Source organism: Ruegeria sp. AL1 (assembly GCF_056540905.1).
Genome location: NZ_JBQFXP010000009.1, coordinates 1 through 23,351 on the forward strand (window position 1 = coordinate 1; position 23,351 = coordinate 23,351).

General features: G+C 58.2%; 26 protein-coding genes. 13 read left to right on the forward strand and 13 right to left on the reverse strand.

Translation table 11 applies throughout. The features are described from left to right. Positions 1-92 precede the first annotated feature (92 nt). Complete coding sequence (locus ACRZ9X_RS14675) at positions 93-992, reverse strand: MurR/RpiR family transcriptional regulator (protein WP_480520124.1); 900 nt, start codon at positions 990-992, stop codon at positions 93-95. A 97-nt stretch (positions 993-1,089) separates the two neighbouring features. On the opposite strand from ACRZ9X_RS14675, the gene ACRZ9X_RS14680 reads away from it, so the two are divergent. The 3 genes from ACRZ9X_RS14680 to ACRZ9X_RS14690 all read left to right on the forward strand — a co-directional run bounded on the left by ACRZ9X_RS14680 (position 1,090) and on the right by ACRZ9X_RS14690 (position 3,645). After that, a complete protein-coding gene (locus ACRZ9X_RS14680; protein ID WP_480520126.1) occupies positions 1,090-1,863 on the forward strand; it encodes a beta-keto acid cleavage family enzyme in 774 nt (257 codons plus the stop codon). Continuing rightward, positions 1,860-3,176: an aspartate aminotransferase family protein gene (locus ACRZ9X_RS14685; RefSeq protein WP_480520128.1), complete on the forward strand. Its 1,317-nt coding sequence runs from the start codon at positions 1,860-1,862 to the stop codon at positions 3,174-3,176. Before ACRZ9X_RS14680 ends, ACRZ9X_RS14685 begins: the two co-directional genes overlap by 4 nt. A gap of 79 nt (positions 3,177-3,255) precedes the next feature. Then, positions 3,256-3,645 (forward strand): hypothetical protein, encoded by a 390-nt coding sequence (locus ACRZ9X_RS14690; RefSeq protein WP_480520130.1) that lies wholly within the window; start codon positions 3,256-3,258, stop codon positions 3,643-3,645. Positions 3,646-3,703: 58 nt separating this feature from the next. Here ACRZ9X_RS14690 and infC read toward each other — a convergent pair whose 3' ends face one another. From infC to ACRZ9X_RS14720, 6 genes are all read right to left on the reverse strand, one after another. Next, complete coding sequence (infC, locus tag ACRZ9X_RS14695) at positions 3,704-4,294, reverse strand: translation initiation factor IF-3 (RefSeq protein ID WP_480520578.1); 591 nt, start codon at positions 4,292-4,294, stop codon at positions 3,704-3,706. A 106-nt stretch (positions 4,295-4,400) separates the two neighbouring features. After that, entirely contained in the window at positions 4,401-5,234 is an 834-nt protein-coding gene (locus tag ACRZ9X_RS14700) for a ferredoxin--NADP reductase (RefSeq protein WP_480520131.1), read from the reverse strand. A 106-nt stretch (positions 5,235-5,340) separates the two neighbouring features. Continuing rightward, complete coding sequence (locus ACRZ9X_RS14705; protein WP_480520133.1) at positions 5,341-5,748, reverse strand: DUF934 domain-containing protein; 408 nt, start codon at positions 5,746-5,748, stop codon at positions 5,341-5,343. Then, a complete protein-coding gene (locus ACRZ9X_RS14710) occupies positions 5,745-6,506 on the reverse strand; it encodes a phosphoadenylyl-sulfate reductase (RefSeq protein WP_480520135.1) in 762 nt (253 codons plus the stop codon). Before ACRZ9X_RS14710 ends, ACRZ9X_RS14705 begins: the two co-directional genes overlap by 4 nt. After that, positions 6,496-8,160 carry a nitrite/sulfite reductase gene (locus tag ACRZ9X_RS14715; protein ID WP_480520137.1) on the reverse strand — a complete coding sequence of 555 codons (1,665 nt, stop codon included), beginning with the start codon at positions 8,158-8,160 and terminating at the stop codon, positions 6,496-6,498. The genes ACRZ9X_RS14710 and ACRZ9X_RS14715 overlap by 11 nt, the downstream gene beginning before the upstream one ends. A 66-nt stretch (positions 8,161-8,226) precedes the next feature. After that, complete coding sequence (locus ACRZ9X_RS14720; protein ID WP_480520139.1) at positions 8,227-8,541, reverse strand: DUF2849 domain-containing protein; 315 nt, start codon at positions 8,539-8,541, stop codon at positions 8,227-8,229. A gap of 290 nt (positions 8,542-8,831) precedes the next feature. Between ACRZ9X_RS14720 and ACRZ9X_RS14725 the strand changes: the two genes are divergently transcribed. Beyond that, positions 8,832-9,299 (forward strand): Lrp/AsnC family transcriptional regulator, encoded by a 468-nt coding sequence (locus tag ACRZ9X_RS14725; protein ID WP_480520141.1) that lies wholly within the window; start codon positions 8,832-8,834, stop codon positions 9,297-9,299. Positions 9,300-9,311: 12 nt separating this feature from the next. Here the strand turns inward: ACRZ9X_RS14725 and ACRZ9X_RS14730 are convergent, their stop codons facing one another. Next, complete coding sequence (locus ACRZ9X_RS14730; RefSeq protein WP_480520580.1) at positions 9,312-10,493, reverse strand: cytochrome P450; 1,182 nt, start codon at positions 10,491-10,493, stop codon at positions 9,312-9,314. A 47-nt stretch (positions 10,494-10,540) separates the two neighbouring features. On the opposite strand from ACRZ9X_RS14730, the gene ACRZ9X_RS14735 reads away from it, so the two are divergent. From ACRZ9X_RS14735 to ACRZ9X_RS14760, 6 genes are all read left to right on the forward strand, one after another. Further along, complete coding sequence (locus ACRZ9X_RS14735) at positions 10,541-12,274, forward strand: sensor histidine kinase (protein WP_480520143.1); 1,734 nt, start codon at positions 10,541-10,543, stop codon at positions 12,272-12,274. Then, on the forward strand, positions 12,271-13,500 hold the full coding sequence (locus ACRZ9X_RS14740; protein ID WP_480520145.1) for a sigma-54-dependent transcriptional regulator: 1,230 nt from the start codon (positions 12,271-12,273) through the stop codon (positions 13,498-13,500). The genes ACRZ9X_RS14735 and ACRZ9X_RS14740 overlap by 4 nt, the downstream gene beginning before the upstream one ends. A gap of 357 nt (positions 13,501-13,857) precedes the next feature. Further along, positions 13,858-14,859 (forward strand): DctP family TRAP transporter solute-binding subunit, encoded by a 1,002-nt coding sequence (locus ACRZ9X_RS14745; RefSeq protein ID WP_480520147.1) that lies wholly within the window; start codon positions 13,858-13,860, stop codon positions 14,857-14,859. A 115-nt stretch (positions 14,860-14,974) separates the two neighbouring features. Beyond that, entirely contained in the window at positions 14,975-15,652 is a 678-nt protein-coding gene (locus tag ACRZ9X_RS14750; protein ID WP_480520149.1) for a TRAP transporter small permease, read from the forward strand. Further along, positions 15,652-17,028 (forward strand): TRAP transporter large permease, encoded by a 1,377-nt coding sequence (locus ACRZ9X_RS14755; protein ID WP_480520151.1) that lies wholly within the window; start codon positions 15,652-15,654, stop codon positions 17,026-17,028. Before ACRZ9X_RS14750 ends, ACRZ9X_RS14755 begins: the two co-directional genes overlap by 1 nt. A gap of 160 nt (positions 17,029-17,188) precedes the next feature. After that, on the forward strand, positions 17,189-17,500 hold the full coding sequence (locus tag ACRZ9X_RS14760) for a DMT family transporter (protein WP_480520153.1): 312 nt from the start codon (positions 17,189-17,191) through the stop codon (positions 17,498-17,500). A gap of 9 nt (positions 17,501-17,509) precedes the next feature. Here ACRZ9X_RS14760 and tpiA read toward each other — a convergent pair whose 3' ends face one another. After that, positions 17,510-18,259 (reverse strand): triose-phosphate isomerase, encoded by a 750-nt coding sequence (gene tpiA / locus ACRZ9X_RS14765; RefSeq protein WP_480520155.1) that lies wholly within the window; start codon positions 18,257-18,259, stop codon positions 17,510-17,512. 120 nt (positions 18,260-18,379) lie between these two features. Between tpiA and ACRZ9X_RS14770 the strand changes: the two genes are divergently transcribed. Then, positions 18,380-19,294, forward strand: a complete 915-nt coding sequence (locus tag ACRZ9X_RS14770) for an isopenicillin N synthase family dioxygenase (protein ID WP_480520156.1) — start codon at positions 18,380-18,382, stop codon at positions 19,292-19,294. On the opposite strand, the gene ACRZ9X_RS14775 is transcribed toward ACRZ9X_RS14770, so the two are convergent. Further along, positions 19,291-19,656 (reverse strand): HesB/IscA family protein, encoded by a 366-nt coding sequence (locus ACRZ9X_RS14775; protein WP_480520158.1) that lies wholly within the window; start codon positions 19,654-19,656, stop codon positions 19,291-19,293. The genes ACRZ9X_RS14770 and ACRZ9X_RS14775 overlap by 4 nt on opposite strands. Positions 19,657-19,863: 207 nt before the next feature. Between ACRZ9X_RS14775 and ACRZ9X_RS14780 the strand changes: the two genes are divergently transcribed. Further along, a complete protein-coding gene (locus tag ACRZ9X_RS14780; protein WP_480520160.1) occupies positions 19,864-20,193 on the forward strand; it encodes a hypothetical protein in 330 nt (109 codons plus the stop codon). 410 nt (positions 20,194-20,603) lie between these two features. Here ACRZ9X_RS14780 and ACRZ9X_RS14785 read toward each other — a convergent pair whose 3' ends face one another. The 3 genes from ACRZ9X_RS14785 to ACRZ9X_RS14795 all read right to left on the reverse strand — a co-directional run bounded on the left by ACRZ9X_RS14785 (position 20,604) and on the right by ACRZ9X_RS14795 (position 22,230). Continuing rightward, positions 20,604-20,966: an SUF system Fe-S cluster assembly protein gene (locus ACRZ9X_RS14785; RefSeq protein ID WP_480520162.1), complete on the reverse strand. Its 363-nt coding sequence runs from the start codon at positions 20,964-20,966 to the stop codon at positions 20,604-20,606. Between the two features lie 95 nt (positions 20,967-21,061). Then, positions 21,062-21,340, reverse strand: a complete 279-nt coding sequence (locus tag ACRZ9X_RS14790) for an NfeD family protein (RefSeq protein ID WP_480520164.1) — start codon at positions 21,338-21,340, stop codon at positions 21,062-21,064. Then, on the reverse strand, positions 21,340-22,230 hold the full coding sequence (locus ACRZ9X_RS14795) for an SPFH domain-containing protein (RefSeq protein WP_480520166.1): 891 nt from the start codon (positions 22,228-22,230) through the stop codon (positions 21,340-21,342). The genes ACRZ9X_RS14790 and ACRZ9X_RS14795 overlap by 1 nt, the downstream gene beginning before the upstream one ends. A gap of 175 nt (positions 22,231-22,405) precedes the next feature. Between ACRZ9X_RS14795 and ACRZ9X_RS14800 the strand changes: the two genes are divergently transcribed. Then, entirely contained in the window at positions 22,406-23,317 is a 912-nt protein-coding gene (locus ACRZ9X_RS14800) for a nucleoside hydrolase (protein WP_480520168.1), read from the forward strand. Positions 23,318-23,351: the final 34 nt, after the last annotated feature.

Consider the following 23,351-nt stretch of genomic DNA (forward strand, 5'->3'; position numbering starts at 1 on the left):
GTCATGACAAAACGCGCCGTCAACGCCTGTACCTGATACACCGCAAAACAAAGCGGGAAACACACATGCCCCCGGCACAAAACGCCGGGGGATTATTGGGGACGTACGCGAGGTGGTTTTGGGGGTTGCCAGTATGCGCCCGTGTCTTCCCGAGCCTTTTGATACTGTTCCACCCGATCCTGCGCGGTATGTCCGCCCGCGTTGAACAGATGGGCCAAGAGACACTCAAGAACGACCATCGCGCCAGAGAAGCTGGTGAAGGCGTGGTGTGTGCGGGTGCTGATTGTCAAGCTGACGTCCGGTTTCAGGCCCGGTGCGATGACGTCACTGTCTGATATAAGCACCAGTTTCAAGCCACGATCCTGAGCAAAGCGCATGGATTTGATCGTGTCCGAGGAATAGGGCTGCACGGTAATTGCCAGCAGGCAATCGGTCTGATCCGCCTGCAGAAGATCATCCACAGCCGATCCCATATGGCGCGGAATCAGCTGTAACCCCGGATGGGCCATTCGCCCCGCATAGTGAAAATAATAGGCCAATGCATAGCTGGCGCGCGTGGCGGTGATGAAGCATCGGTTGGACTTGGTCACAACGTCGATGGCCCGTTTTGCCGTCCTGGGGTCCAGCAGCCGCATAGATCGGGTTGCCACGTTCAGTTCGTTTTGGACAAAGGTGGCGTGAGTGGCGTCAAAGCCGCCTTTGGCCTGCATTTGATCCAGCCAGTCCTGACCAAGCTGCGCTTCTCGGTCCGTGACCAGAATCTGCCGAAAAGGGGTGCGGAAACTGTCGAAACTGTCGAACCCGAACCTTTGGGACAGGCGGACAAGAACGTTGGAGCTTACCCCGATTTTCTGCGCAGTTGTGCGGATCGGGTCCAGCCCGAAATCTCCGGGGTGGTCTATGATATATTTGGCCGCCGCCTGCATCTGAGGGGGCAGGGCATCAATTTCCCGTCGCAGATGCGCGGTGATCTGTGGTGCTGTCGATTGCATGAGCGTAGAAAAACATATGTTATGAAGAAAGCAAATTGAAAACGATTTGTTTGCGCGTAAATCTGTTGCACACAGCAAGAGTATCGGGGTGACAGCGGTGCACCAAAAAACACTTGAATGCCAGCAGCCTCCTTACGTGTTGGTTGCCCCAAATGGCGCGCGGCGCGGGGCGAAGGACCATCCGGCGATTCCTGTCACCGTGCCGGAACTTGTGGAGACAGCCAAAGCCTGTTCCGATGCCGGGGCCAACGGGCTACACCTGCATGTTCGCGACAAGGCAGGGCGGCATTCACTGGATTCGGGATTGTATCTTGAGACGATCGCCGAACTGCGCCGCAAGGTTCCTGAGATCGACGTGCAGATCACCACCGAGGCCGCCGGTCTGTTTGATGTTGCTCAGCAACTGTTTTGCCTGAGATCGGTGAAGCCGGAATGGGCCTCGATCTCGGTTCGGGAAATCGCGCGGGATGAAGCACTGGCGCCGCAGGTCTATGCAGAATGTGCTGCGCAAGGGACACGGGTGCAGCATATCCTTTATGATCAATCTGATGCGGCGCTGTTGGATCATTGGCAGGATCGCGGGATTGTTCAGCCCGATCAACAGGAGCGGTTGCTGGTGTTGGGGCGGTATTCTTCCGGGCGGAACTCGGACCCGGGGGATTTGGATGTCTTTCTTCCTCAGCCATCGCGGTGGATGCTGTGTGCGTTTGGTAAACATGAACATGCGTGCCTGAGCTATGCGGCAGAAAACGGCGGAGATGTGCGGGTCGGGTTTGAAAATAGTATGGTGAATTCAAAAGGGCGTCTGTGGGCCGATAACGCAGCCTCGGTTGCAGCGCTGGTTGAATTGTTAAAAGGAAGCAGAAGATGAGTCATGTGTTTCCGCGCCACACCAGGGCGGAATTGCCGGTCGCGGCGGCAGGGGACGGGTGCTATCTGATTGACGCCTCGGGCAATCGATATCTGGATTGCGGGGATGCGGCGGTTTCGTGCCTGGGTCATTCGAATGCTAAAGTTGCGCAAGCGGTCAAGGCGCAGGTCGACAAAATTGCGTTTGCGCATTCGGGGTTCATGACATCTGAACCGGCCGAGGCTTTGGCGGATTTGCTGATCCAGCATGCCCCGGGCGATCTTGAGCGGGTTTATTTCGTTTCGGGCGGGTCCGAGGCGACCGAAGCTGCGATCAAGCTGGCGCGGCAGTATTTCCTTGAAATCGGTCAACCTGAGCGGCGCCATGTCATCGCGCGGCGGCAGAGCTATCATGGCAATACGCTTGGGGCGTTGTCTGCTGGGGGCAACGCTTGGCGGCGGGCGCAATTTGCGCCGATGTTGATCGAGATGACGCATATAGCGCCCTGTTACGAGTATGCCGAAGGGCTCGAAGGCGAAAGCAGCTTTGACTATGGCCAGCGTGTCGCCAATGAACTCGAGACCGAGATCCTGCGCCTTGGTCCCGAGACAGTTATGGCATTCATGGCCGAACCTGTAGTTGGGGCAACATTGGGCGCCGTGCCCGCTGTTGATGGGTATTTCCGGCGGATTCGCGAGATTTGCGATCAGTATGGCGTGTTGCTGATTTTGGATGAGGTGATGTGCGGAATGGGACGCACCGGGCATTTGTTCGCGTGCGACCACGATCAGGTCGTGCCGGATATCCTATGTATCGCCAAGGGGTTGGGGGCCGGGTATCAGCCTATCGGGGCGATGTTGTGCACCGGCCGGATTTATGATGCGATCCGGGATGGGTCGGGGTTTTTTCAGCATGGCCACACCTATATCGGTCATCCGGTGGCGACCGCAGCGGCGCTGGCCGTCGTGCAGGAATTGACCTCGCGCGAATTGCCACAACGGGCCGCCCAAATGGGGCGGCGGTTGCAGGCCTTGCTCGAGGCCCGTTTTGGTCAGCACCCCAACATTGGCGATATCCGGGGGCGCGGTTTGTTTCGAGGGCTCGAGCTGGTCGAGGACAGGGAAACAAAAGCGCCGTTCGATCCATCACGCGGGATTGCCGGAAAGATCAAGAAAGCCGCCTTTGCCGAGGGGCTGATCTGTTATCCCATGGCGGGAACGCGGGATGGGCGCAACGGAGATCACATCCTTCTAGCGCCTCCGTTCATCATCGAAGAGGAACAGTTGCATGAGACGGTGAACAAGCTGGATCGCGCCATCGCCTCGGTGATCTGACAAGTCCGTGACCGCCCTTTTGACAGGAGCGTCAGGCGCTAGGATCACCGGACGAACGACCAATTGAAAGGCCAGGGCCATGCTCCTCGATATCTGGAACAGTTTTCGGAGATTGCCGCTGTGGGTTCAGATATGGGTGGCAGTGATCCTTGTGCCGGTCAACCTGCTGCCACTGGCATTTTTGTCCCAGCCACAAGCAGGCCTGATCGCTTTTCTGGCCATAACCGGAATGGCACTGAATCTTCCGATCATGATAGCGGCGCGGGGGATGTCCGGCGCGATGGCCTTGCCGCATATCCTGTGCTGGACGCCTTTGGTGATGATTGTGGTGCTTGTGCTTGTGGGTGCCGAAAACCTGTCTGCGGGCTATGTGCGATTTCTTTGGGTGCTGCTGGTGGTCGATGTCATCTCGTTGATGTTCGACGTTCGGGATGCAGCACAGTGGGTTCGGAATCGCCAGGCGAGCTGAAAACGAAAAAAGCCCCCTTGCTTACAAGAGGGCTTTGATACGCTAAGCGCAGATGTCGTTACTTCTGGGGCAGCGGGCCGATCATCATGATCATCTGACGGCCTTCCATCTTGGGCATGTTTTCTACCTTGCCAAGTTCCTTGATGTCCTCGGCCACACGTTCCAGAAGTTCACGCCCGAGGTTCTGGTGCGCCATTTCGCGGCCCCGGAAACGCAGGGTAACCTTAACTTTGTCACCCTTTTCCAGAAACTTGAAGACGTTCTTCATCTTGACGTCATAGTCATGGGTATCGGTGTTGGGCCGGAACTTGACCTCTTTCACCTCGATGACTTTTTGCTTCTTGCGGGCTTCGCTTTCGCGCTTTTGCTGTTCGTACTTGAACTTGCCAAAATCCATGATCTTGCAGACCGGCGGGTTCGCGTTGGGCGAGATCTCGACAAGGTCGAGCCCGGCGTCGGCGGCAAGTTGCATGGCTTTGGCGGGATGAACCACCCCGACATTTTCGCCTTCGGCGCCAATCAGGCGAATTTCGGGGGCACGGATTCTGTCATTGACGCGCGGTCCGGTGTCTCTCTGCGGGGGCGCGTTGTGAGGTCTGCGGGCTATGGGTTCATTCCTTTGATGGTTGCAGAATTTCGAGCCCGGAATTTAGACCGGGCCGAACAGTGTTTCAAGCGCCAACAGTTGCGAAACCCGCGAAATTCGCAAGTTTCACAGCAGGTTTATACATTGGTTGTGATCCGAAAGGTTCGGTTCAACCTACAAATGCCTTTTCAATCACGAATTCCTTGGGTTCCGAATTCGCCCCTTCGCGCAAGCCGAATTCTTCAAGGATGGCCTTGATGTCGTGATTGAACGCCAGGCTGCCACAGACCATAGCACGGTCGGTTTCCGGCTTGATACCGCCTTCGATACCCAGATCGGCAAACACCGTGCCATCCTGCAGCAGAGTGGTGATGCGGCCCATCTTGGGGCTCTCTTCCCGCGTGGTGGTTGGGTAGTAGCGGATCTTGTCGGCGAAACCCTCACCGATCAGTTCGGCCAGCAATTCATCGTTGCGCACGTTTTCGATCAGCTCACGACCATAGTCCAACTCGGCCACATCGCGGCAGGTATGGGTGATGATCACCTCATCGTAGTCTTCGTAAGTCTGCGGTTCACGCAGCAGCGAAGCAAAGGGGGCAAAGCCGGTGCCGGTGGCAAAGAACCAGATGCGCTTGCCGGGCAGCAGCGCGTCATGGACCAGCGTGCCGACGGGCTTGGGGCGCAGGATGATCTGATCTCCGGGATGGATGTGCTGCAATTTCGATGTCAGAGGGCCGTCCTGCACCTTGATCGAATAGAACTCCAGTTCTTCGTCCCATGATGGCGAGGCGATCGAATAGGCCCGCAGCAGCGGTTTTCCGTTGTCACCGAGAAGGCCGATCATCACGAACTCGCCCGAGCGGAACCGCAGCGAAGCCGGGCGCGTGACCTTGAAAGAGAACAGACGGTCCGTCCAATGCTTGACGTCGGTGACGGTCTGGGCGTCGGGCAGAACGGGGGCCTTGACGGCGGTTGCTTCGGTCACGGGCTTCATCTCTGTCATCGTTATCACTGCCGGTTGGGTAAACCGACATCTCCGTTTAATCTTTGATCCAAGTCAGGAAAAGGGGCAGGTTGCCCCTACGTTTCATTTTCCAGTGAATGTGACCCTAGCCGCGAAGCCGCGACTGATAATTGTGCGATTGCCAATCGGCTCGTGCCAGCCACTGATCTTCGGGTTGCCGGTTGGCCAATGCGTGATCGATCTCGACCTCGTCAAAGCCGCTGCGGCGCGCCATGGCATATTGGTCAGCCAGCACATGCCCCTTGGCGCGCAAACGCCCGGTATAGCCTTTCAGGCGCAGGATGCGCGCGATCGTAAAGCCGCGCCCATCCGCCGACGAGGGGAAATCCACGCGCACCATTCGGGCGCTGCCAAGACGGTCATACAACTCGTCCGGGTCTGTGTCCGAGGCCACATCCAGCGCGACCACATCATTGGCCGCATCTTCCAGCGTGACAAAGCCGTCGGTCCAGTCGTCGGGTGAAAAGCCATCATCCGTTACGATTACATTCATGTTCTCTCTCCGGCGCGCACCATTTTGCCATCGACAAAATGGATGCCGCATTCTTCTTTGTTCTGATCGCGCCACCGTCCTGCGCGCGGGTCTTCGCCTTCTTTGACCGGCGAGGTGCAGGGCGCACAGCCGATCGAGGGGTAACCTTTGGCCACCAGCGGATGCCGGGGCAGGTTGTTTTCTATCATATAGGTGCGCACGTCTTCGGGCGCCCAATGGGCCAGTGGATTGACCTTGATCCGGCCGGTCCCATCTTCGACCTCAAAGAAGTCAAGCGCGGCGCGGGTGCCTGCCTGAAACCGTTTGCGGCCCGTGATCCAGCCGCAGTAGCCTGACAGCGCCTGTTGCAGCGGGAAGGTCTTGCGCAGGTTGCAGCAGGCGTCCGTATCCTGCAAGCGCAGTGCACCATAGGGGTCTTCGCGCTGAATGTCTTCTTCGTCTGCGCGGATGATCCGCACGTTCTTCAAGCCCAGACGCTCGCTGACTTCCTGCTGGTATTCCAGCGTTTCCGTAAACAGCATCTGGGTGTCGATGAACAACACCGGGGTCATCTTGTCGACAACCGCAGCCATGTGCAGCAACACCACAGATTCCGCGCCAAAGCTGGACACCAAAGCGAGATCGTCGATCTCTTCGATGGCCCCATGCATCACATCATGCGCACTGTGGTGCCGAAACCGGGCATTCAGCGCCTCGACCCTTTCGGTTAGTGCGCTGCGCTCTTTACCCAGTTCCGTCTGGATCAGGTCAAGCGGCATTCGCCTGCGCCTCGGGGTAGAGGGCTGCTTTGAACGGGGCCATGCCGACACGACGATAGGTCTGCAGGAATTCCTCTTCGGCGCTTTCGCGTTGCTCCAGATAGGTGTCGACGATGCGCTCCACGGCGGGAACGATCTCGTCATAGGCAAAGCCGGGACCGGTACGGTCGCCGATTGCCGCTGTTTCGGTGCCGTCACCACCCAGAGTGATCTGATAGTTCTCGACACCTGCGCGATCCAGACCAAGGATGCCGATGTGACCCACATGGTGGTGCCCACAAGCGTTGATGCAGCCCGAGATCTTGATCTTCAGGTGGCCGATATCATGCTCCAGCTTCAGATCGTCAAAGCGGGTCGCGATTTCCTGCGCAACCGGGATCGAACGCGCCGTGGCCAGCGCGCAGTAATCCATGCCGGGGCAGGCGATGATGTCGCTGATCAGGCCGATATTGGCGGTGGCCAACTCGTATTCCTTCAGCTTGGCATGGATCGCGGGCAGGTCCGATTTGTGGACATGCGGCAGGATCACGTTCTGCTCATGGCTGATACGCAGCTCGTCATAGGCGAACTCTTCGGCCAGATCGGCCATCACACGCATCTGCTCGGCCGTCGCATCGCCGGGCGTCGCGCCGTGTCTTTTGATCGAGATCGTCACGATCGCGTGGTCCGCATTCTTGTGCGGCGCGATGTTGGTATCGACCCACGAGCGGAAAACCGGATCGTTGGTGTAGGCGCTTTCAAACGATGCAACCGAGCCTTTGCGGAAGGCAGGGGCGGCAAAGTGGCCCTTGATCTCATCCAGCAGCGCCATGTCGGCCCCTTTGAACTGCGGGCGGACCTGCAGGAAGCGTTCGTTGACCTTGGCGCGGATGGCGTCGATGCCATGCTCGTGTACGGTGATCTTGATGCGCGCCTTGTATTTGTTGTCGCGGCGACCGATCTGGTTCCACACGGAAACGGTAGCTTCAAGATAGGCCAGCAGATCGTCAAAGGCGACGAAGTCAGACAGCTCTTTGCCGATCATCGGGGTGCGGCCCAGACCACCCCCCACTATAACGCGGGCACCCAGAACACCGTCACGCTCGACCAGTTGCAGACCGATATCGTGTGCCCTGATCACGGCGCGGTCGTTTTCCGAACCGGTGATGGCGATCTTGAACTTACGCGGCATGAATTGGAATTCGGGGTGGTCGGTCGACCACTGGCGCAGAAGTTCGGCGTAGGGGCGCGGGTCGGCGACCTCATCCGCGGCGGCACCGGCGAAGTGGTCTGTGGTCACATTGCGAATGGTGTTGCCGCTGGTCTGGATGGCGTGCATCCCAACCTCGGCCAGCGCGTCCAGCATATCCGGTACGTCGTTCAGCTTGGGCCAGTTATACTGGATGTTCTGACGGGTGGTGAAATGCCCATAGCCCTTGTCCCACTTTTCAGCCAGCAGAGCCAGCTGACGCATCTGTGCGCTGGACAGCGTGCCATAGGGGATCGCAACCCGCAGCATATACGCGTGCAACTGCAGATACAGGCCATTCATCAGGCGCAACGGTTTGAACTCGTCCTCGGTCAGCGATCCGTCAATGCGGCGCTCAACCTGTGCCCGGAACTGCGCGTTGCGTTCTGCCAAAAATGCTGTGTCGAACTCGGAGTAGCGATACATGATTAGCTGTCCTTCGTTGCAGCCCCGAACCTTGGGGCCTTATATGGGGAGAGAAGAGGCCTGTGGTCAGGTCCGGGGCTGCGTTGCTGTTTCCTGCTTGCCGTGGGCATAGTTGGACGGCCCGGTGCGGCGGAAATCCTCGCGGAAATGGGTGGGTTCGGGGCCGTTCGCGCCGCTCACCGCATCGGCCAGATACGCGCCGACGATCTTGCTGGTCTGACGTTCCGCATCCAGCAGGCGCACTTGCGCGTGGGCCTCATCCGTGATCAGCTCGGCCTCGGACAATTCGCGCGACCAGCGATTGTCTTCGGTCAGATAGATGACATCGCCTTCAAGCAGATCATTGGCTGTCACGACTTTCGGAGTAAATGCACGCGCCATCAGAAACGCTCCTTGTTGAAATCACTGGCGGCCGTGTTCAGGGCCAGTTGTTCTTGTAGGGTGCCGACAAGACGCACAACTACGGTCCGTCCGCCAATGGCGGGCTGGATATAAGGCCGGTGTGAATGTGGTCCGTTTTGCATCTTTGCGTCTTCTGCAGCATTGTTTGACTTAACACCCTATATAGGAAATATTCCCACTTATTCGCTATATGGGTGACCAAATAAGGACGTTCGTTCTGCATGGGTCAGCAGGTGGAACATGTGTTCTGTCAGAAAGGAATAATTGGAATGTCGGTGCGCATTGACGACACGGATCGGAAAATTCTAACCGAGCTTCAGCGGGACGCGAGCCAGTCGCTGGACGAAATCGCGGCTCGTGTGGGCAGTTCCAAGACACCGGTCTGGAATCGCATTCGGAAACTGAAGGGGGCCGGGATCATCGGTCAGCAGACCGTTTTGCTGGATGCCGAGGCGCTGGGTCTGGAGGCCACGTTCTTCGTTTTGATCCGCACGTCCGAACACGAAGCCGACTGGCAGCGCAAATTCCTGAAAGCGCTGCGCGACAGACCCGAGGTGCAGGAGGCTCACCGTCTGGCAGGCGATATCGACTATATTCTGAAAGTGCGCGTGCGGAATGCGCGGGCCTATGACAATTTCTACCAATCCCTGATTTCCGAAGTGCGCGTGCACAACGTGACTGCCCTGCTGTCGATGGAAGAGATCAAATCGACCACCATGCTTCCGCTAAGCGCCTAGCCAAGCCACAGCTTAGGTTTCGACCAACAGTTCGGTCAGGCCATGAAAGTGATAGCTGTTGGCGAATTCTGCCGGTTCGGCCAGCCGCAGTTTTGGACATCTCTGGAACAGGATCGGCAGCGCGATCCGCATCTCCAGCCGAGCCAGAGGCGCGCCGACACAAAAATGCAAACCGCCGCCAAAGCTGGAATTCGCGACGACCTTGCGGTGCGGATCAAACCGGTTGGGGTCCTGCCAGATGTCGGGATCACGATTGGCGGCACCCAACAGCAACGCGACCTTATCGCCACGTTTGAATTGCGTGCCGAACAGTTCCACATCTTCGTAGACATAGCGCGTGAACATATGCAGCGGGGGATCAAAGCGCAGAATCTCCTCGATCACGTTATCCAGAGTGGTGGAAGTCAGGACCTCAGCGCCAAGACCGGTCTGCAACAGCATCCTGACGCCGTTGCCAAGGGCGTGGACTGTCGCCTCATGACCAGCGTTCAGCAGCAGAATGCAGGTTGTGATCAACTCGTCCTTCGACAGCTTGTCTCCGTCTTCCTCGGCGGCGATCAACCGGGTGATCAGATCGTCCCTTGGGTCTTGTCGCCGCTGTTCGATATAGCTGTCCAGAAACGCAGTGAATTCCAGCGCGGCTTGTGCAGCGGCGTCCTCGGTCCTGCGGGTGCGGCTCGCCTGATACATCGCGACCATGTCGTGTGACCAGCGCAGCAGGTCAGGGGCCAGAGCCTCGGGCACGCCCAACAGGCGGCAAATCGTGATGACGGGCACCTGCGTGCAATAGGCATTCAGCAGATCGAACGGAGAATCGGGGAATTGCGCGATCAGGTCGTGACACAAATCGGTGATGGAAGGGGCCAGTTCGGCAATCGCGCGCGAGGTAAAAGCGCGCAGGACAAGGGCGCGCAATCGTGTGTGGCGCGGCGGCTCAAGCTCCAGCATCGAATGTGCCTCGACCGCCAGCCATGGCGCAATATGGGCAGGGCCTGACTTGGCCAGCTCGGGTGGGATTTCGCGCCCAAGGCGGCGGTCGCGCAAAAGGACGCTGACGGCGCGATGTGATACTGCGGCGGGCATGTCGTATTCGGACCAGTAAAACAAATCCCCGTGGCTTCGGGCCGTGTCATAGAACGGGTATGGGTTCGCCACAAAATCCGGATCGGTGGGGGATTGGCTCAGCGTCTTCATGCCGTGCAGACTTGCCATGGCGCGTGTTGAATGCAAGACCCTTAGACATGCAACGCATTTGGATCATTCTGGGGTTTCTGTGTGCCGTCGGGCTTCTGACGGTCAGCGTCTGGACCTACGGGTACCGTCAGGCCCTGTCGCAACTGAGCGAAAAGGCCGAGGCCGATCTTGAACTGGCGGCTGACCGGCTGAGCACACAAATGCAGGTCTATCAGGAACTGGCGGTTCTGATGGCGGATCATCCGGTTCTGGGTGCGCTTGATACGGCGACGCAAAAACAAATGGCGCAGGCAATGCTGTTGGATGTCGCTGACAAAACTGCTGCGGTCAATATGATCTATCTGGATCGAACCGGGCGGATTTTGGCAGCGGCGCAGCCGGTTCCCGACCAGGACATGGCCGGACATCCAGCCTTTGCGCGCGCCCTGCAGGGAGCCCTGGGCAGCGCGCATGGCGTCGAGCCCGGCAGTGGCGACCGGATTTATACCTATGCAGCCCCGGCATTTGGTCCAGATGGTCAGGTCGAGGGCGCGGTGATGGTTGTGGCGGACGTGCAGGACGTCGAACAGACATGGCGGGGCAGCACCGAAGCGGTCTTCTTCGTGGATGCTGAGGGCATCGTCTTTATCTCGAACCGGTCAGACCTGTTGTTCTGGCAGCGTCAACCCGGGCAACTGGGTCTAACACCGCCTGAAGGCGCTGAGGTCAATTTCACCTCGACCCTCGTCGGCGGGCATGAGCTGTGGCAACTGGACTGGGGGCGTTATCTGCCGCGCCACGCGTTGCATCTGACGCTTGATCTGCCGGTGATCGACATGACGGCCGAGGTTCTGGTCGATGTGGCGCCCGCGCGTCGGTTGGCGGGGTTGCAGGCTGCATCAGTTGCGGCCATCTGCTTTGCGTTTGGAGCCTTGCTGTTCATGGCAACCGAGCGGCGACGCGCTCTGGCCGAGGCCAACGCTGTTCTGGAAAGCCGTGTCGAACAACGCACGCATGCCCTGACCGCTGCGAATGCGGCTCTGCGCCGCGAAGTGTCGGAACGCGAAGAAGCCGAAGCCGCCCTGAAAAAAGCGCAGGACGAACTGGTTCAGGCCGGAAAACTCAGCGCGCTTGGGCAGATGTCGGCCGGCATCAGTCATGAGTTGAACCAGCCGTTGATGGCCATTCAGCAATTTGCCGATAACGGCTCGGCCTTCATGCAGCGGGGCAAGACGGACCGGGCACGCGAGAATCTGGGCCGAATCTCGCAGATGGCCGCCCGGATGGCTCGGATCATCAAGAACCTGAGGGCCTTTGCGCGCAACGAAAGCGAACCGATGGGCAAGGTCGATCTGGTTCAGGTCATCAGCACGGCCGTCGAACTGACCGAGGCCCGCCTAAGGACAGATGCGGTCATTCTGGATTGGCAGCCCGATGACACGCCGGTCTATGCCTGGGGGGGCGAGGTGCGTCTGGTTCAGGTTTTTGTAAACCTCATCAACAATGCCGCAGATGCGATGAGCGGGCAGGAGCACAGACGCATCTGGATCGAACTCAGCAAGGGCGACCGTCTGTCGGTGACGGTCAACGATATTGGTCCGGGCATCGAGGACCCGGAAAAACTGTTCGAACCGTTCTATACCACCAAGACCGTGGGGTCGTCCGAGGGGATGGGGTTGGGGTTGTCCATCTCATATGGCCTTGTTCAAAGCTTTGGGGGCCATATTCAGGGATCAAACACGCAAGATGGTGCCGTGTTCACCGTTGAGCTTGAGCATTACAAGGAAGAAGAGGCCGCATGATCCGCAAGGTTCTTCTGGTTGATGATGACGCCGCCGTGCGCGAAGCGCTGGCGCAGACGCTGGAACTGGCGGATTTTGAACCGCTCGTTGCGGGCTCTTTTGTCGCCGCAAAAGATCACATTCACCGGGATTTTGCAGGTGTCGTGATTTCGGACATTCGGATGCCGGGCCGCGACGGGTTTCATTTGTTAAGCTATGCTCGCGAGATGGATCCCGAGTTGCCCGTTATATTATTAACGGGAGAGGGCGATATTCCCATGGCGGTTCAGGCCATGGGGCAGGGGGCCTATGACTTTCTGGAAAAGCCCTGCGCCTCGGCCGATCTGCTTGAGGTGCTTGGCCGTGCTTTTGCCGACCGCGCCGACGTACTGGAGCAGCGCGCGCACAAACAAGAGCTGGAGCGCGGCGACCCGGCTGCCCGCATGCTCTTTGGTCTGTCTCAGCAAGCTGAAACCCTGCGCGCCCGCGTGCGCACAGTGGCCGCAACGCGCGCCGAGGTTCTGGTGACGGGCCCTGTGGGCAGTGGTATCTCGAAAGTGGCCGAGGTGGTTCATCTGATGTCGCCGGTCGGACAGGGTCCTTTCATCAAACGTCCCGCCTCGGGCTTGTCAGCAGATGACCTGAATACGGCCTGCTCTGATGCAGGCGGCGGCTCGCTGTTTCTGGACGAGGTTTCAGCGATGCCGGAAGCGACGCAATATGCCGCTTTGGAACTGATCGAGAAAGGTCAGGAGGCGCGCATCATTGCCGGGACAACCGCCGATCTGGCTGAGCTGGCACAGCAGGGGCGGTTTAACCCGGACTTGTTCTACCGGTTGGATGTCATGCAGGTGCGCATACCGTCTTTGGCGGAACGGCCCGAGGATATTCCGGTGATCTTTCGCCACTATGTTGCGCAGGCCGCCGAGCAGGCGGGAATCGCGCCGCCCGAAGTGACCTCTGAACACCTTGCCTCGCTTATGACGCAGGACTGGCCTGGTAATGCGCGATCATTGATGTCTGCGGCCATGCGCTTTGTTCTGGGCATGCCGGAGGAGGCGTCCGAGGCGACTGAGTTGGGTTTGGTGGAACACGTGGCTCGGGTCGAACGCTCGCTGCTTGTGGCCGCGTTGGGCCGTCACAACGGTAAGGCATCCGAAGCGGCCAAAGCGCTTAAGCTGCCGCGTAAGACTTTCTATGACAAGCTGGCGCGCTACAAGATCCGTCCGGAAGACTATCGGCGCTAAGGGGGCTCCCGCCGGTTTGACCTGCATTTCATGCAGCAAAAACCGTTGGGCGTGGCAGCCCGCTGACGCGGGCTGCGGCTGGAATGCGGAACTGGTGCGCGCGATTCGCCACGGATGATTCGAAACAGTGCGGAATTCCGCACAACTTGGCGACGGGCCGTGTGGGATTCCGCACACTTTGGGCTCACCGAAAATTTCGCCATGCGGGTTGGGTTCGCAATGCAAAGAAAATAAACACGAATTTTGAACCCGACTGATATCAAAACAAAAAGTTGAGCTGAAATCTGTGATTCGGTTCACTGCGCTTCGTGAGACGCGATTTGCGCGTCGATTAGGAAGTCTGGGAGGAAAAGACTGATGAAATTCCTGACAACAGCTGCGACCGCATTGGCGCTGACAGTGACCGCAACCGCTGGCATGGCCGCCTGCGACGATGGTGAGATTGTCGTCAAGTTCGCGCATGTGACCAACACCGACAAACATCCCAAGGGCATCGCCGCTTCGCTGCTGGAACAGCGCGTCAATGACGAGATGAATGGCGTGATGTGTGTGGAAGTATTCCCGAACTCAACGCTGTACAACGACGACAAGGTGCTTGAGGCGATGCTGCAGGGCGACGTGCAACTAGCCGCACCGTCGCTGTCGAAATTCGAGAAGTTCACCAAGCAGTTCCGCCTGTTCGATCTGCCGTTCATGTTCAAGAATGTCGATGCCGTGGATGCGTTCCAGGCCTCGGATGCCGGTCAGGCGATGAAGGACAGCATGCAGCGTCGTGGCCTGCAGGGCTTGGCCTTCTGGCACAACGGTATGAAGCAGATGTCGGCGAACAAGCCGCTGGTTGAGCCCACAGATGCGGATGGTTTGAAGTTCCGTGTTCAGTCCTCGGACGTTCTGGTTGCACAGATGGAGGCCATCGGTGGCAGCCCGCAGAAAATGGCGTTCTCGGAAGTTTACGGCGCGCTGCAGCAAGGTGTTGTGGACGGGCAGGAGAACACCTGGTCGAACATTTACGGCAAGAAGTTCTTTGAGGTGCAGGACGGCATCACCGAGACCAACCACGGCATCATCGACTATCTGGTCGTGACCTCGGTTGACTGGCTGGACAGCCTTGAGCCGGAAGTACGCGATCAGTTTCTGACCATCCTGTCCGAGGTAACCGAGATCCGGAACAAGGAAGCCTTTGCTGTGAACGAAGCGGCCAAGCAGTCGGTGATCGATGCCGGCGGCACCATCCGCGAATTGAACGCGGATCAGCGTCAGGCCTGGGTCGATGCGATGAAGCCCGTTTGGGACAAGTTCGCAGGCGATGTCGGTCAGGACAAGATCGACGCTGCTCAGGCGATCAACGCCGGGTTCTGATCCCGGTCGAGGCCGCGCGTCGCGGGACTGGGGAGTTATCGACGTGCAGGCCGGGCGGGCCGCATCAAGGCCCGCCACTTCTTACTCTCATCACACAAATTGCGGGGACAATGAGATGTCTGGTGCGAAACCCGGCTCTGGCGGGCTGGTCGACCATATCGAAGAGACGATGATCGCGCTGCTGTTGGGGGTGATGACAGTCGTCACCTTTGCCAACGTGATCGCGCGGTTCGTCTTTAATTCCAACATCCTGTGGGCGCTTGAGCTGACAGTTTTCACCTTCGGCTGGCTGGTGCTCTTGGGCGCATCCTACGCGGTGAAGAAGCACGCTCACTTAGGTGTGGATGCAATCCTGAACATGCTTGCCCCGGCACCGCGCCGCGTTTTGGCGCTGATTGCGGTGGCGTGCTGTCTGGTGTTCTCGCTGTTGCTGCTGAAGGGCTCGTATGACTACTGGGCCGTGTTCGCCGACTTGCCGCCCACCTCGGGCCGCTGGTTCCCGACCGGGTTCGACACCGGTGCGCGCAGCCAGAGCTTCTATGAAGTCGACGACATCCCCATGGTCGCACCGCTGCGTTTTCTGGAGGACATGATCAACTATGGCGAGGGCTATGAAAAGCTGCCCAAAGTCGTGCCCTATCTGGTGTTGCCGGTGTCGATGGTGCTGCTTGTGATCCGCTTTTCGCAAGTTGCCGTTCAAATCTGGCGCGGTGAAACCGACCGCCTTGTCGCCAGCCACGAAGTCGAGGACGAGATCGAAGAAGTCCGCGCTCAGCAAGGGATGCATGACTGATGGATGTTGTACTTCTATTCTCGATGGTCATCGGCCTGCTGTTGATCGGTGTTCCGATTGCGGTGGCGCTTGGCCTCAGTTCCACCCTGTTCCTGCTGATCTATTCCGACAGCTCTCTGGCCTCGGTGGCGGGCACCCTGTTCGAGGCGTTCGAGGGGCACTTTACCCTGCTTGCGATCCCGTTCTTCATCCTGGCCTCGTCCTTCATGACGACCGGCGGGGTGGCGCGGCGGATCATCCGCTTCTCGATTGCCTGTGTGGGGCATTTGCCCGGCGGCCTGGCGATTGCGGGTGTGTTCGCCTGTATGCTGTTTGCAGCGCTTTCTGGCTCGTCCCCGGCAACCGTTGTGGCCATCGGTTCCATTGTGATCGCGGGCATGCGTCAGGTGGGTTATTCCAAGGAATTCGCTGCCGGTGTGATCTGTAACGCAGGCACGCTGGGCATCCTGATCCCGCCCTCCATCGTGATGGTCGTCTATGCCGCGGCTGTTGAGGTGTCGGTCGGACGCATGTTCCTGGCAGGCGTTATTCCGGGCCTGATGGCCGGTCTGATGCTGATGATCACCATCTACATCATGGCCAAGGTCAAAAACCTGCCCAAAGGCGACTGGAAGGGTTGGGGCGAAATCTTCACCTCGGCGCGCGAGGCTGGTTGGGGCCTGTTCCTGATCGTCATCATTCTGGGTGGCATCTACGGCGGTATCTTCACCCCGACCGAGGCCGCCGCCGTGGCCGCCGTTTACGCCTTCCTGATCGCCAGCTTTGTCTACAAGGATATGGGGCCGCTCAGCACGGAAGAGGGTACATCGAACCTGCCGCTGATGAAGAAACCCTATGCTCTGGTCACGGCGTTCTTCCACCCCGACACCAAGCATACGCTGTTCGAGGCTGGCAAGCTGACCGTCACGCTGCTGTTCGTGATCGCCAACGCGTTGATCCTGAAACACGTGCTGACCGACGAGCAGGTGCCCCAACACATCGCCAGCGCCATGCTCTCGGCGGGGCTGGGTCCGGTGACCTTCCTGATCGTGGTTAACGTGATCCTGCTGATCGGCGGTCAGTTCATGGAGCCCTCGGGCCTGCTGGTGATCGTCGCGCCGCTGGTGTTCCCGATTGCCATCGAACTGGGCATCGATCCGATCCATCTGGGCATCATCATGGTGGTCAACATGGAGATCGGGATGATCACGCCTCCGGTCGGTCTGAACCTGTTCGTGACCTCGGGCGTTGCCGGTATGCCGATGATGGGTGTTGTGCGCGCGGCGCTGCCGTTCCTCGCGGTGCTGTTCGTCTTCCTGATCATGGTCACGTATATCCCATGGATATCGACCTTCCTGCCCAACACGTTCATGGGGCCAGAGATCATAACAAACTAGGCCAAACCAAATCGAGCATTGAAACCGGGCGGCGTCGCTGCCCGGTTTTTTTTGTCATCTGTTGAACGGCGGGCGGGAGTTCTTACGTAAAGGTGCGAGGACGACCTCTCCATCATGGATGATCATTCGGGACGACCCGAAGTGATGTGAGGGTTCTCAAATGGCCTGGATATATCTTCTCTTTGCTGGTCTTCTGGAAATAGTTTGGGCTGTGGCCATGAAACAGTCCGCAGGTTTCACCCGTTTGTGGCCAACGGCGATCATGGGCGTGTCCATGATCGGGTCGTTCGGCTTGTTGGCGCTGGCGATGCGGACACTGCCGCTGGGCACGGCCTATGTCATCTGGACCGGAATCGGCGCGGTGGGCGCGTTTCTTGTCGGGATCATGCTTCTGGGCGAGGCCGTTACGGCCATGCGCGTTTTCGCGGCGGCTCTGATCGTGGCGGGGCTGGTGACCATGAAACTGGCCTGAGCGCGTTGCTTAGGCCGATTGCAGCGCGTCGATAATGCCCGCGAAATCCTGCGCCTTCAGGCTCGCGCCTCCGACCAGTGCGCCGTCTACGTTCGAGACGGCAAAGATCTCGGCGGCGTTGCCCGGTTTGACCGACCCGCCATATAGCAGTCGCACCGAGCGGCCGACGCCTTCGCCAAAGCGGCGCTCCAGCCGGTTGCGGATGAAGTCATGGACCTCGCCGATCTCTTCCAGCGTCGGGACCTTGCCGGTGCCGATGGCCCAGATCGGCTCATAGGCGATGATCAGGTTTTCGCCGGTCGACTGATCGGGGATAGAGCCCGACATCTGTCCACCGATGATATCCAGCGTATTGGCCGCCTCGCGCTGTTCCAGACTTTCGCCCACGCAGATGATCGCCTTGAGCCCGGCATCCATCGCAGCGCGCGCCTTGGCGCGGACGTCTTCGTTTTGTTCCGCATGATCCTCGCGCCGTTCGGAATGGCCCAGGATCACAGCGCTTGCGCCCGCATCTACCAGCATTTCGGCGCTCAGATCACCGGTATGCGCGCCCGATTTGGCGGCGTGGCAATCCTGCCCGCCGACCGACAGCGCCGTCCCTTCAACCTTGTCCGCCGCGCGATGCAACAGGGTGGCCGGAGGGCAGATCAGAATGTCGACGGACGCCGAGGGGAAGGAAACAGAAAGCTCTGCAAGCTCATCCAACGCCGCGCTGGTTCCGTTCATTTTCCAGTTACCCGCTGCCAGTTTGCGCCGCATTGGTGTTCCTCCGGTTTTTGTCGTTGCCTGTTTCCGATAACACTGTGGTCGCGCCATGACAATTCAGCTAACAGTCGCTGCGCTGCAGGGTCGTGCCGTGCGCAGATTTCCGAGGTGGATATGATTGATAACCTGAACCTGAGAAAACTGGATCAGCGTGATCCGGAGGAGTTGACCAAGTTGCGCCGCGCGGTCGGGCAGGTTGGGTTTCTGACCGTTTCGAACACCGGGCTTGATGCGGATCGCGTGGGCCGCGTAATTTCGGCTTACCGACAGTTCTTCCATCTGCCTGAAGACGTAAAGCGCACCGTCGATATGGCCGATACGGGCGCAAATCGGGGATGGGGGGCACCCCAATCCGAGCAGGTCGATCCCACGGCCAATCCGGATTTCAAAGAAGTCTTTGACTGCGGTTACGAACTGCCACCCGAAAGCCCCTATGAAGGCCGTGATCTGAGCGTCTACGCCCCAAACCTCTGGCCTGCCGGCGCGGACTCATTTCGGACGACTGTTCAGGCCTACTATACCGATGCCTGCGATGTCGCCATGCGGGTTCTGCGGGCTATAGCGGCTGCACTGGGGCGTGATGAGACGAGCTTTGACGACGCCTTCCATACGCCGATGGCGCTGCTGAGAGGTAATTTCTATCCGACCCGACCGGATTGGGCGGGGGCCAAGGATTTTGGGATTGCAGCGCATACTGACTATGGCTGTCTGACGCTGTTGGCAACGGATGGCGCGCCGGGACTGGAAGCGCTGCTGCCAGATGGCACATGGCAGGCGGTTCAGGCCGAGCCGGGACAGTTCATCATCAATTTTGGCGAAATGCTGGAGTTTTGGACCGCCGGAGAGGTCAAGGCTACGTTGCACAGGGTCAAAGGCGGATCACAGGAGCGGATTTCCGTACCGCTGTTTTTCAACCCGTCATACGACACCAATGTTGCGCCGCCCGGATCCGAACAAACGATCAGCGCCGGTGATCATCTGACCCGACGCTTTAACGAGACTTACGTGCATCTGAAAACAGCGGGTTAACGCGGTGCCTCAAGGCTTTCGTCGAACTTGATGGACTCTCCGCATCCGCAAGCATCGACCACATTGGGATTTCGGAACTTGAAGCCCGATTCCAGCAAAGAGACCTCATAGTCGATCTCGGTGCCAAAAAGGAACATTTGCGCCATCGGCGCGATCATCACGCGGGCTCCGTCCTGTTCCACGACCTCGTCATTGGCGTCTGCCTCATCGACGTAGTCCATGGTGTATTCCATACCGGCACAGCCGCCTTTTTTGACGCCGATCCGCAAACCGGCATGACCGCCAGTTTCCATCAGGCGCACGATCTGCTGTGCAGCTTTTGGTGTTATGGTCACGGCTTGTTTGCCGGGAATGCCAAACATGGATGGGCTCCGTTCTCGCGTCTTGACTGTAATCTAGGCGTCATGGCGGTCGGGCTCAAGGCTCTGCGGTATTTGGACGCTTCGAGTTTTCGACCTTTATGGTTTGGGACGCGCGGATGAACAGTTGCCAGTTTTTAGGCGTTGAACGTAATCTTGCCTTATGGGTCGGGGCGTTCAGTTGCGGCAATTTATTGAGGAGAGCATTGTATGTCGTTGAAGTGTAAAGATATTACTTTGTGCGTCTTGCTGTCATTGATAGCTATGTGCAATGCCGCCACGGTATATGCCGAGGAAACAGAGAAGAGACATCCGGTCAATTGCGCCACCGCCGAAGGAGATTTGCGCGCCATAGCCGCCGAAAAAAAACATGCGCAGGACAAACAGTTGGAAAGTGTGATTGCCGTGACACCTGCAGGGGCTTTGCTGGGATTGGTGACCGGAACCGAGCACAAGAGACTGAAAATGTTGTCAGGTGACTACGTCAAGCAGCTCGATCAGCGCGCGGCTGAAATCAAATCGACTTGCAATGTGAAATAGAACGGCGGCGCTTTGGGATTACAGTGGTCCATCCCGCTGGCGCGATCCGGATGATTACGTCAGCAGCCTGCATTAGCGTTCTTGCCAGAGATACGTTCATGCCTTTGATGGGCTGGCAATCAACGCCGATGTCCAGGCGTGTGTGACATTCAGCACTGCGTTGGTGGACTATGCGGAGAGATGCCCGGCGATGTCGACCGGAATTGACGCGATTGTTCCGGCGGGCAGAGTATTGGTTTTCATCTGCAGATCATACTGCGCATGACGGTAGGTCAGGTGGTGATCTTTTGCGAAATAGCGCCGCACTCCACCCCAGCTGTACCGGTACGGGTCGCTGCAATCCCGAATTCTTCCGCGTTTTCCGGGGTCAGTAGCTGATCGCCAAAACGTCTGTTTGTAAACGCGCCGGTTTACATGAAACCCAATTCCAGACGGGCCTCGTCGGACATCATCTCCATACCCCAGGGCGGTTCCCATGTCAGTTCGACGTCCACGTCCTTGACACCTGCCACCGGTTCGATGGCTTCAACGATCCAGCCGGGCATCTCGCCTGCGACCGGACAGCCGGGGGCTGTCAGTGTCATGATCACCTTGACCGAGTTTTCAGCAGTGATGTCAATTGTGTAGATCAGGCCCAGGTCGTAGATATTGACTGGGATTTCAGGGTCATAGACCGTCCGGCAAGCGTCCACGACGGGTTCGTACAGAGGATGCTCGATCGTCGAAGGCGCGATTAGCGGGCTGCCTTCAAACTGTTCACTCGGATGGGTCATTGAAGCCTCGGGTCTGTTACCTGAGAGTTTATATAGGGAAAGACCCGGGCACCGTCCAGAGGTGCCGTGGTGCCCGGGTCCCGTGTGATGTTCGATCAGTCGTTGATATCGTGATTAAAGGTCTTCACCTGGCCATGGGGTAGGGCAAAGATTTTTCGCAACACCAGCCATGCGACAAGTGACAATACCGCAAAGATCAACAGCAGTACTGGAAGCACAGGGACCATGCCGGGGATCAGCAATAGTAACCCAGTGATGGCGGCCCCGATCGCGAAGCCCAGAAATATGAAGCCCGGCAGAGTTACCTCTGCAATGGCCAGCACTAACGCAGCCGCCAGCCAAATCCACCAGGTCAGCCAGAACGGATCTGCCATTACTTGCCTCCCTTTAGCATCTTGAACGCGTCGCCAAAGGCTTCGAGCGCGTTGGCAGGCACAACGATAGTCTGAGAGCCAGTCCCGCCACCCAACGTATTCAGCGCCTCGACCTGTTTCAGCGCGACCTGATATTGCGCGGCCTCAATCCCGTTATCTTGAATCGCCTTGGCGACAACGCTTGTGGCAAAGGCCTCGGCCTCGGCCTGAATGCGGCGGGCCTTGGCGGTTTGTTCGGCGGCATAAAGCTCGGCATCAGCCTGCAATTCGACCGCGCGTTTTTGGCCCTCGGCTTCGGTCACCTGCGCCCGACGAGCACGTTCCGCGTTCAACTGCTGAAGCATCGCATCGCGCGTCGCCTGATCCAGATTGACGTCCAAAATCTCGGCGCGGGTTACTTCGATGCCCCAGTCGTCCACGGCGGTTTCGACGCTTTCCTGAATGCGTTCAATCAGTTGCGCGCGGTTTGATTGCACTTCGTCCAGGTCCATTTTGCCGATCTCGGCACGCACGATCCCGGCGACGGTCGTGGCGATTGCGCCATCAACATCCCGGATACGGTAGACGGTCTTTTCCGGTTCGAGAATGCGGTAGAAGACCGACGTATCAATCTGGACCAGAACGTTATCCTTGGTGATCGCGTCCTGGGTGGCATTTGGCAATTGGCGTTCAAGAATGGATATCTTGTGTCGTGCAACATCCAGAAAAGGAACGATAAAGTTGATTCCAGGTCCAAGAACAGAATGCAACCGCCCAAAGCGTTCGACGACGTATTTCTCGGATTGCGGGACGATCTTTATCCCCTTGAAGATGACCGCGATAACAAAGGCGGCCGCCAGCAGGTATACCAGATTTGATGTCAGCAGTCCGATAATCTGTTCTTCGGTCATGTCTGTCCTCTATTATTGTGTACGACAGTATACATTTGGGAATTGAGTCGCCTGATTGCAACTCAGGTATGGATTGTACGGGTATGAATTGGAATGTGTGAACGTCTTTACCCGGCATCCAATTCCCAGGCTGTGACAGCTTTGCATCCCATTGCGTCTGCGGTATCGCACGAGGATGAAACTTATTATCGACACAGACCCCGGTATCGACGACGCATTAGCGATCGCGTACGCCGCCGCTGCGACGGGTATTGATCTGGTGGGGCTAACGACCATCTTCGGCAACACCCATGTCCACCAATCCAGCCGCAACGCACGGTTTTTGCAGGCCAAACTGGGGTTGGATGTTCCGGTCGCCGAAGGTGCCCCGTTTGCGTGGGGGCAAGATTGTCATACCCCCTCCAAGCATGTGCACGGTCCCGAAGGGTTTGGCGATGTTAAAGATATCCCTCAGATTGGCGAGAACCATGCCCTGCCAGCCGCCGAGTATCTGGTCGAGATGGCGCGTGCGCATAAGGGAGAACTGGTTGTCTGCGCAGTGGGGCCCTTGACCAACATCGCCGATGCGATCCGGCTGGATCCCGCGTTCTCTTCTAATCTGGCAAAACTGGTGATCATGGGTGGTGCGGTGTTTTGCGAGGGCAATGTGACGCCTCATGCCGAGGCCAATATCTACCATGATATACAGGCTGCGGATGCAGTGTTTTCAGCCCCGTTACCATCGGTTCTGGTCGGGTTGGATGTGACGCTGAAAACGCTCTATGAAGGCGCGGATTTCGAGGCGCTGGCGCGGCGATCGCCCGATATTGGCGGATTTCTGCGCGATATCTCTCGGTTTTATCTGAGGTTTTACCGCGAGGTCGGTGGGTTGGAGGGCTGTGGCCTGCACGATTCAACAGCAGTGATTGCCTGCACGCATGATGCAATGTTCGACACTGTTGTGACCGGAATTCATGTGGTCCAGGACGGACCCGAAGTTGGCGCGACCCTGGTTGATGCGTCCAGACCCGCCATACAGGTTTGCCGCGATGTGGATGGGGCAGGGGTCGTGCGGGTGTTTACCGAAACGGTCGCAACGCTGCCTTGATCGCTTGCAATGACGCAGCAGATACGGCAAAGCC

What these genes read in the sequence shown, in the direction of transcription:
- ACRZ9X_RS14705 (WP_480520133.1), bottom strand. Translation starts at nt 5,748, where the DNA reads ATGAATGTAATCGTAACGGATGATGGCTTTTCACCCGACGACTGGACC.
- ACRZ9X_RS14740 (WP_480520145.1), top strand. Translation starts at nt 12,271, where the DNA reads ATGATCCGCAAGGTTCTTCTGGTTGATGATGACGCCGCCGTGCGCGAA.
- ACRZ9X_RS14795 (WP_480520166.1), bottom strand. Translation starts at nt 22,230, where the DNA reads ATGACCGAAGAACAGATTATCGGACTGCTGACATCAAATCTGGTATAC.
- ACRZ9X_RS14750 (WP_480520149.1), top strand. Translation starts at nt 14,975, where the DNA reads ATGTCTGGTGCGAAACCCGGCTCTGGCGGGCTGGTCGACCATATCGAA.
- tpiA (WP_480520155.1), bottom strand. Translation starts at nt 18,259, where the DNA reads ATGCGGCGCAAACTGGCAGCGGGTAACTGGAAAATGAACGGAACCAGC.
- ACRZ9X_RS14770 (WP_480520156.1), top strand. Translation starts at nt 18,380, where the DNA reads ATGATTGATAACCTGAACCTGAGAAAACTGGATCAGCGTGATCCGGAG.
- ACRZ9X_RS14715 (WP_480520137.1), bottom strand. Translation starts at nt 8,160, where the DNA reads ATGTATCGCTACTCCGAGTTCGACACAGCATTTTTGGCAGAACGCAAC.
- ACRZ9X_RS14700 (WP_480520131.1), bottom strand. Translation starts at nt 5,234, where the DNA reads ATGACAGAGATGAAGCCCGTGACCGAAGCAACCGCCGTCAAGGCCCCC.
- ACRZ9X_RS14785 (WP_480520162.1), bottom strand. Translation starts at nt 20,966, where the DNA reads ATGACCCATCCGAGTGAACAGTTTGAAGGCAGCCCGCTAATCGCGCCT.
- ACRZ9X_RS14760 (WP_480520153.1), top strand. Translation starts at nt 17,189, where the DNA reads ATGGCCTGGATATATCTTCTCTTTGCTGGTCTTCTGGAAATAGTTTGG.
- ACRZ9X_RS14675 (WP_480520124.1), bottom strand. Translation starts at nt 992, where the DNA reads ATGCAATCGACAGCACCACAGATCACCGCGCATCTGCGACGGGAAATT.
- ACRZ9X_RS14800 (WP_480520168.1), top strand. Translation starts at nt 22,406, where the DNA reads ATGAAACTTATTATCGACACAGACCCCGGTATCGACGACGCATTAGCG.
- ACRZ9X_RS14790 (WP_480520164.1), bottom strand. Translation starts at nt 21,340, where the DNA reads ATGGCAGATCCGTTCTGGCTGACCTGGTGGATTTGGCTGGCGGCTGCG.
- ACRZ9X_RS14710 (WP_480520135.1), bottom strand. Translation starts at nt 6,506, where the DNA reads ATGCCGCTTGACCTGATCCAGACGGAACTGGGTAAAGAGCGCAGCGCA.
- ACRZ9X_RS14755 (WP_480520151.1), top strand. Translation starts at nt 15,652, where the DNA reads ATGGATGTTGTACTTCTATTCTCGATGGTCATCGGCCTGCTGTTGATC.
- ACRZ9X_RS14725 (WP_480520141.1), top strand. Translation starts at nt 8,832, where the DNA reads ATGTCGGTGCGCATTGACGACACGGATCGGAAAATTCTAACCGAGCTT.
- ACRZ9X_RS14745 (WP_480520147.1), top strand. Translation starts at nt 13,858, where the DNA reads ATGAAATTCCTGACAACAGCTGCGACCGCATTGGCGCTGACAGTGACC.
- ACRZ9X_RS14720 (WP_480520139.1), bottom strand. Translation starts at nt 8,541, where the DNA reads ATGGCGCGTGCATTTACTCCGAAAGTCGTGACAGCCAATGATCTGCTT.
- ACRZ9X_RS14730 (WP_480520580.1), bottom strand. Translation starts at nt 10,493, where the DNA reads ATGAAGACGCTGAGCCAATCCCCCACCGATCCGGATTTTGTGGCGAAC.
- ACRZ9X_RS14780 (WP_480520160.1), top strand. Translation starts at nt 19,864, where the DNA reads ATGTCGTTGAAGTGTAAAGATATTACTTTGTGCGTCTTGCTGTCATTG.
- ACRZ9X_RS14685 (WP_480520128.1), top strand. Translation starts at nt 1,860, where the DNA reads ATGAGTCATGTGTTTCCGCGCCACACCAGGGCGGAATTGCCGGTCGCG.
- ACRZ9X_RS14690 (WP_480520130.1), top strand. Translation starts at nt 3,256, where the DNA reads ATGCTCCTCGATATCTGGAACAGTTTTCGGAGATTGCCGCTGTGGGTT.
- ACRZ9X_RS14735 (WP_480520143.1), top strand. Translation starts at nt 10,541, where the DNA reads ATGCAACGCATTTGGATCATTCTGGGGTTTCTGTGTGCCGTCGGGCTT.
- ACRZ9X_RS14775 (WP_480520158.1), bottom strand. Translation starts at nt 19,656, where the DNA reads ATGTTTGGCATTCCCGGCAAACAAGCCGTGACCATAACACCAAAAGCT.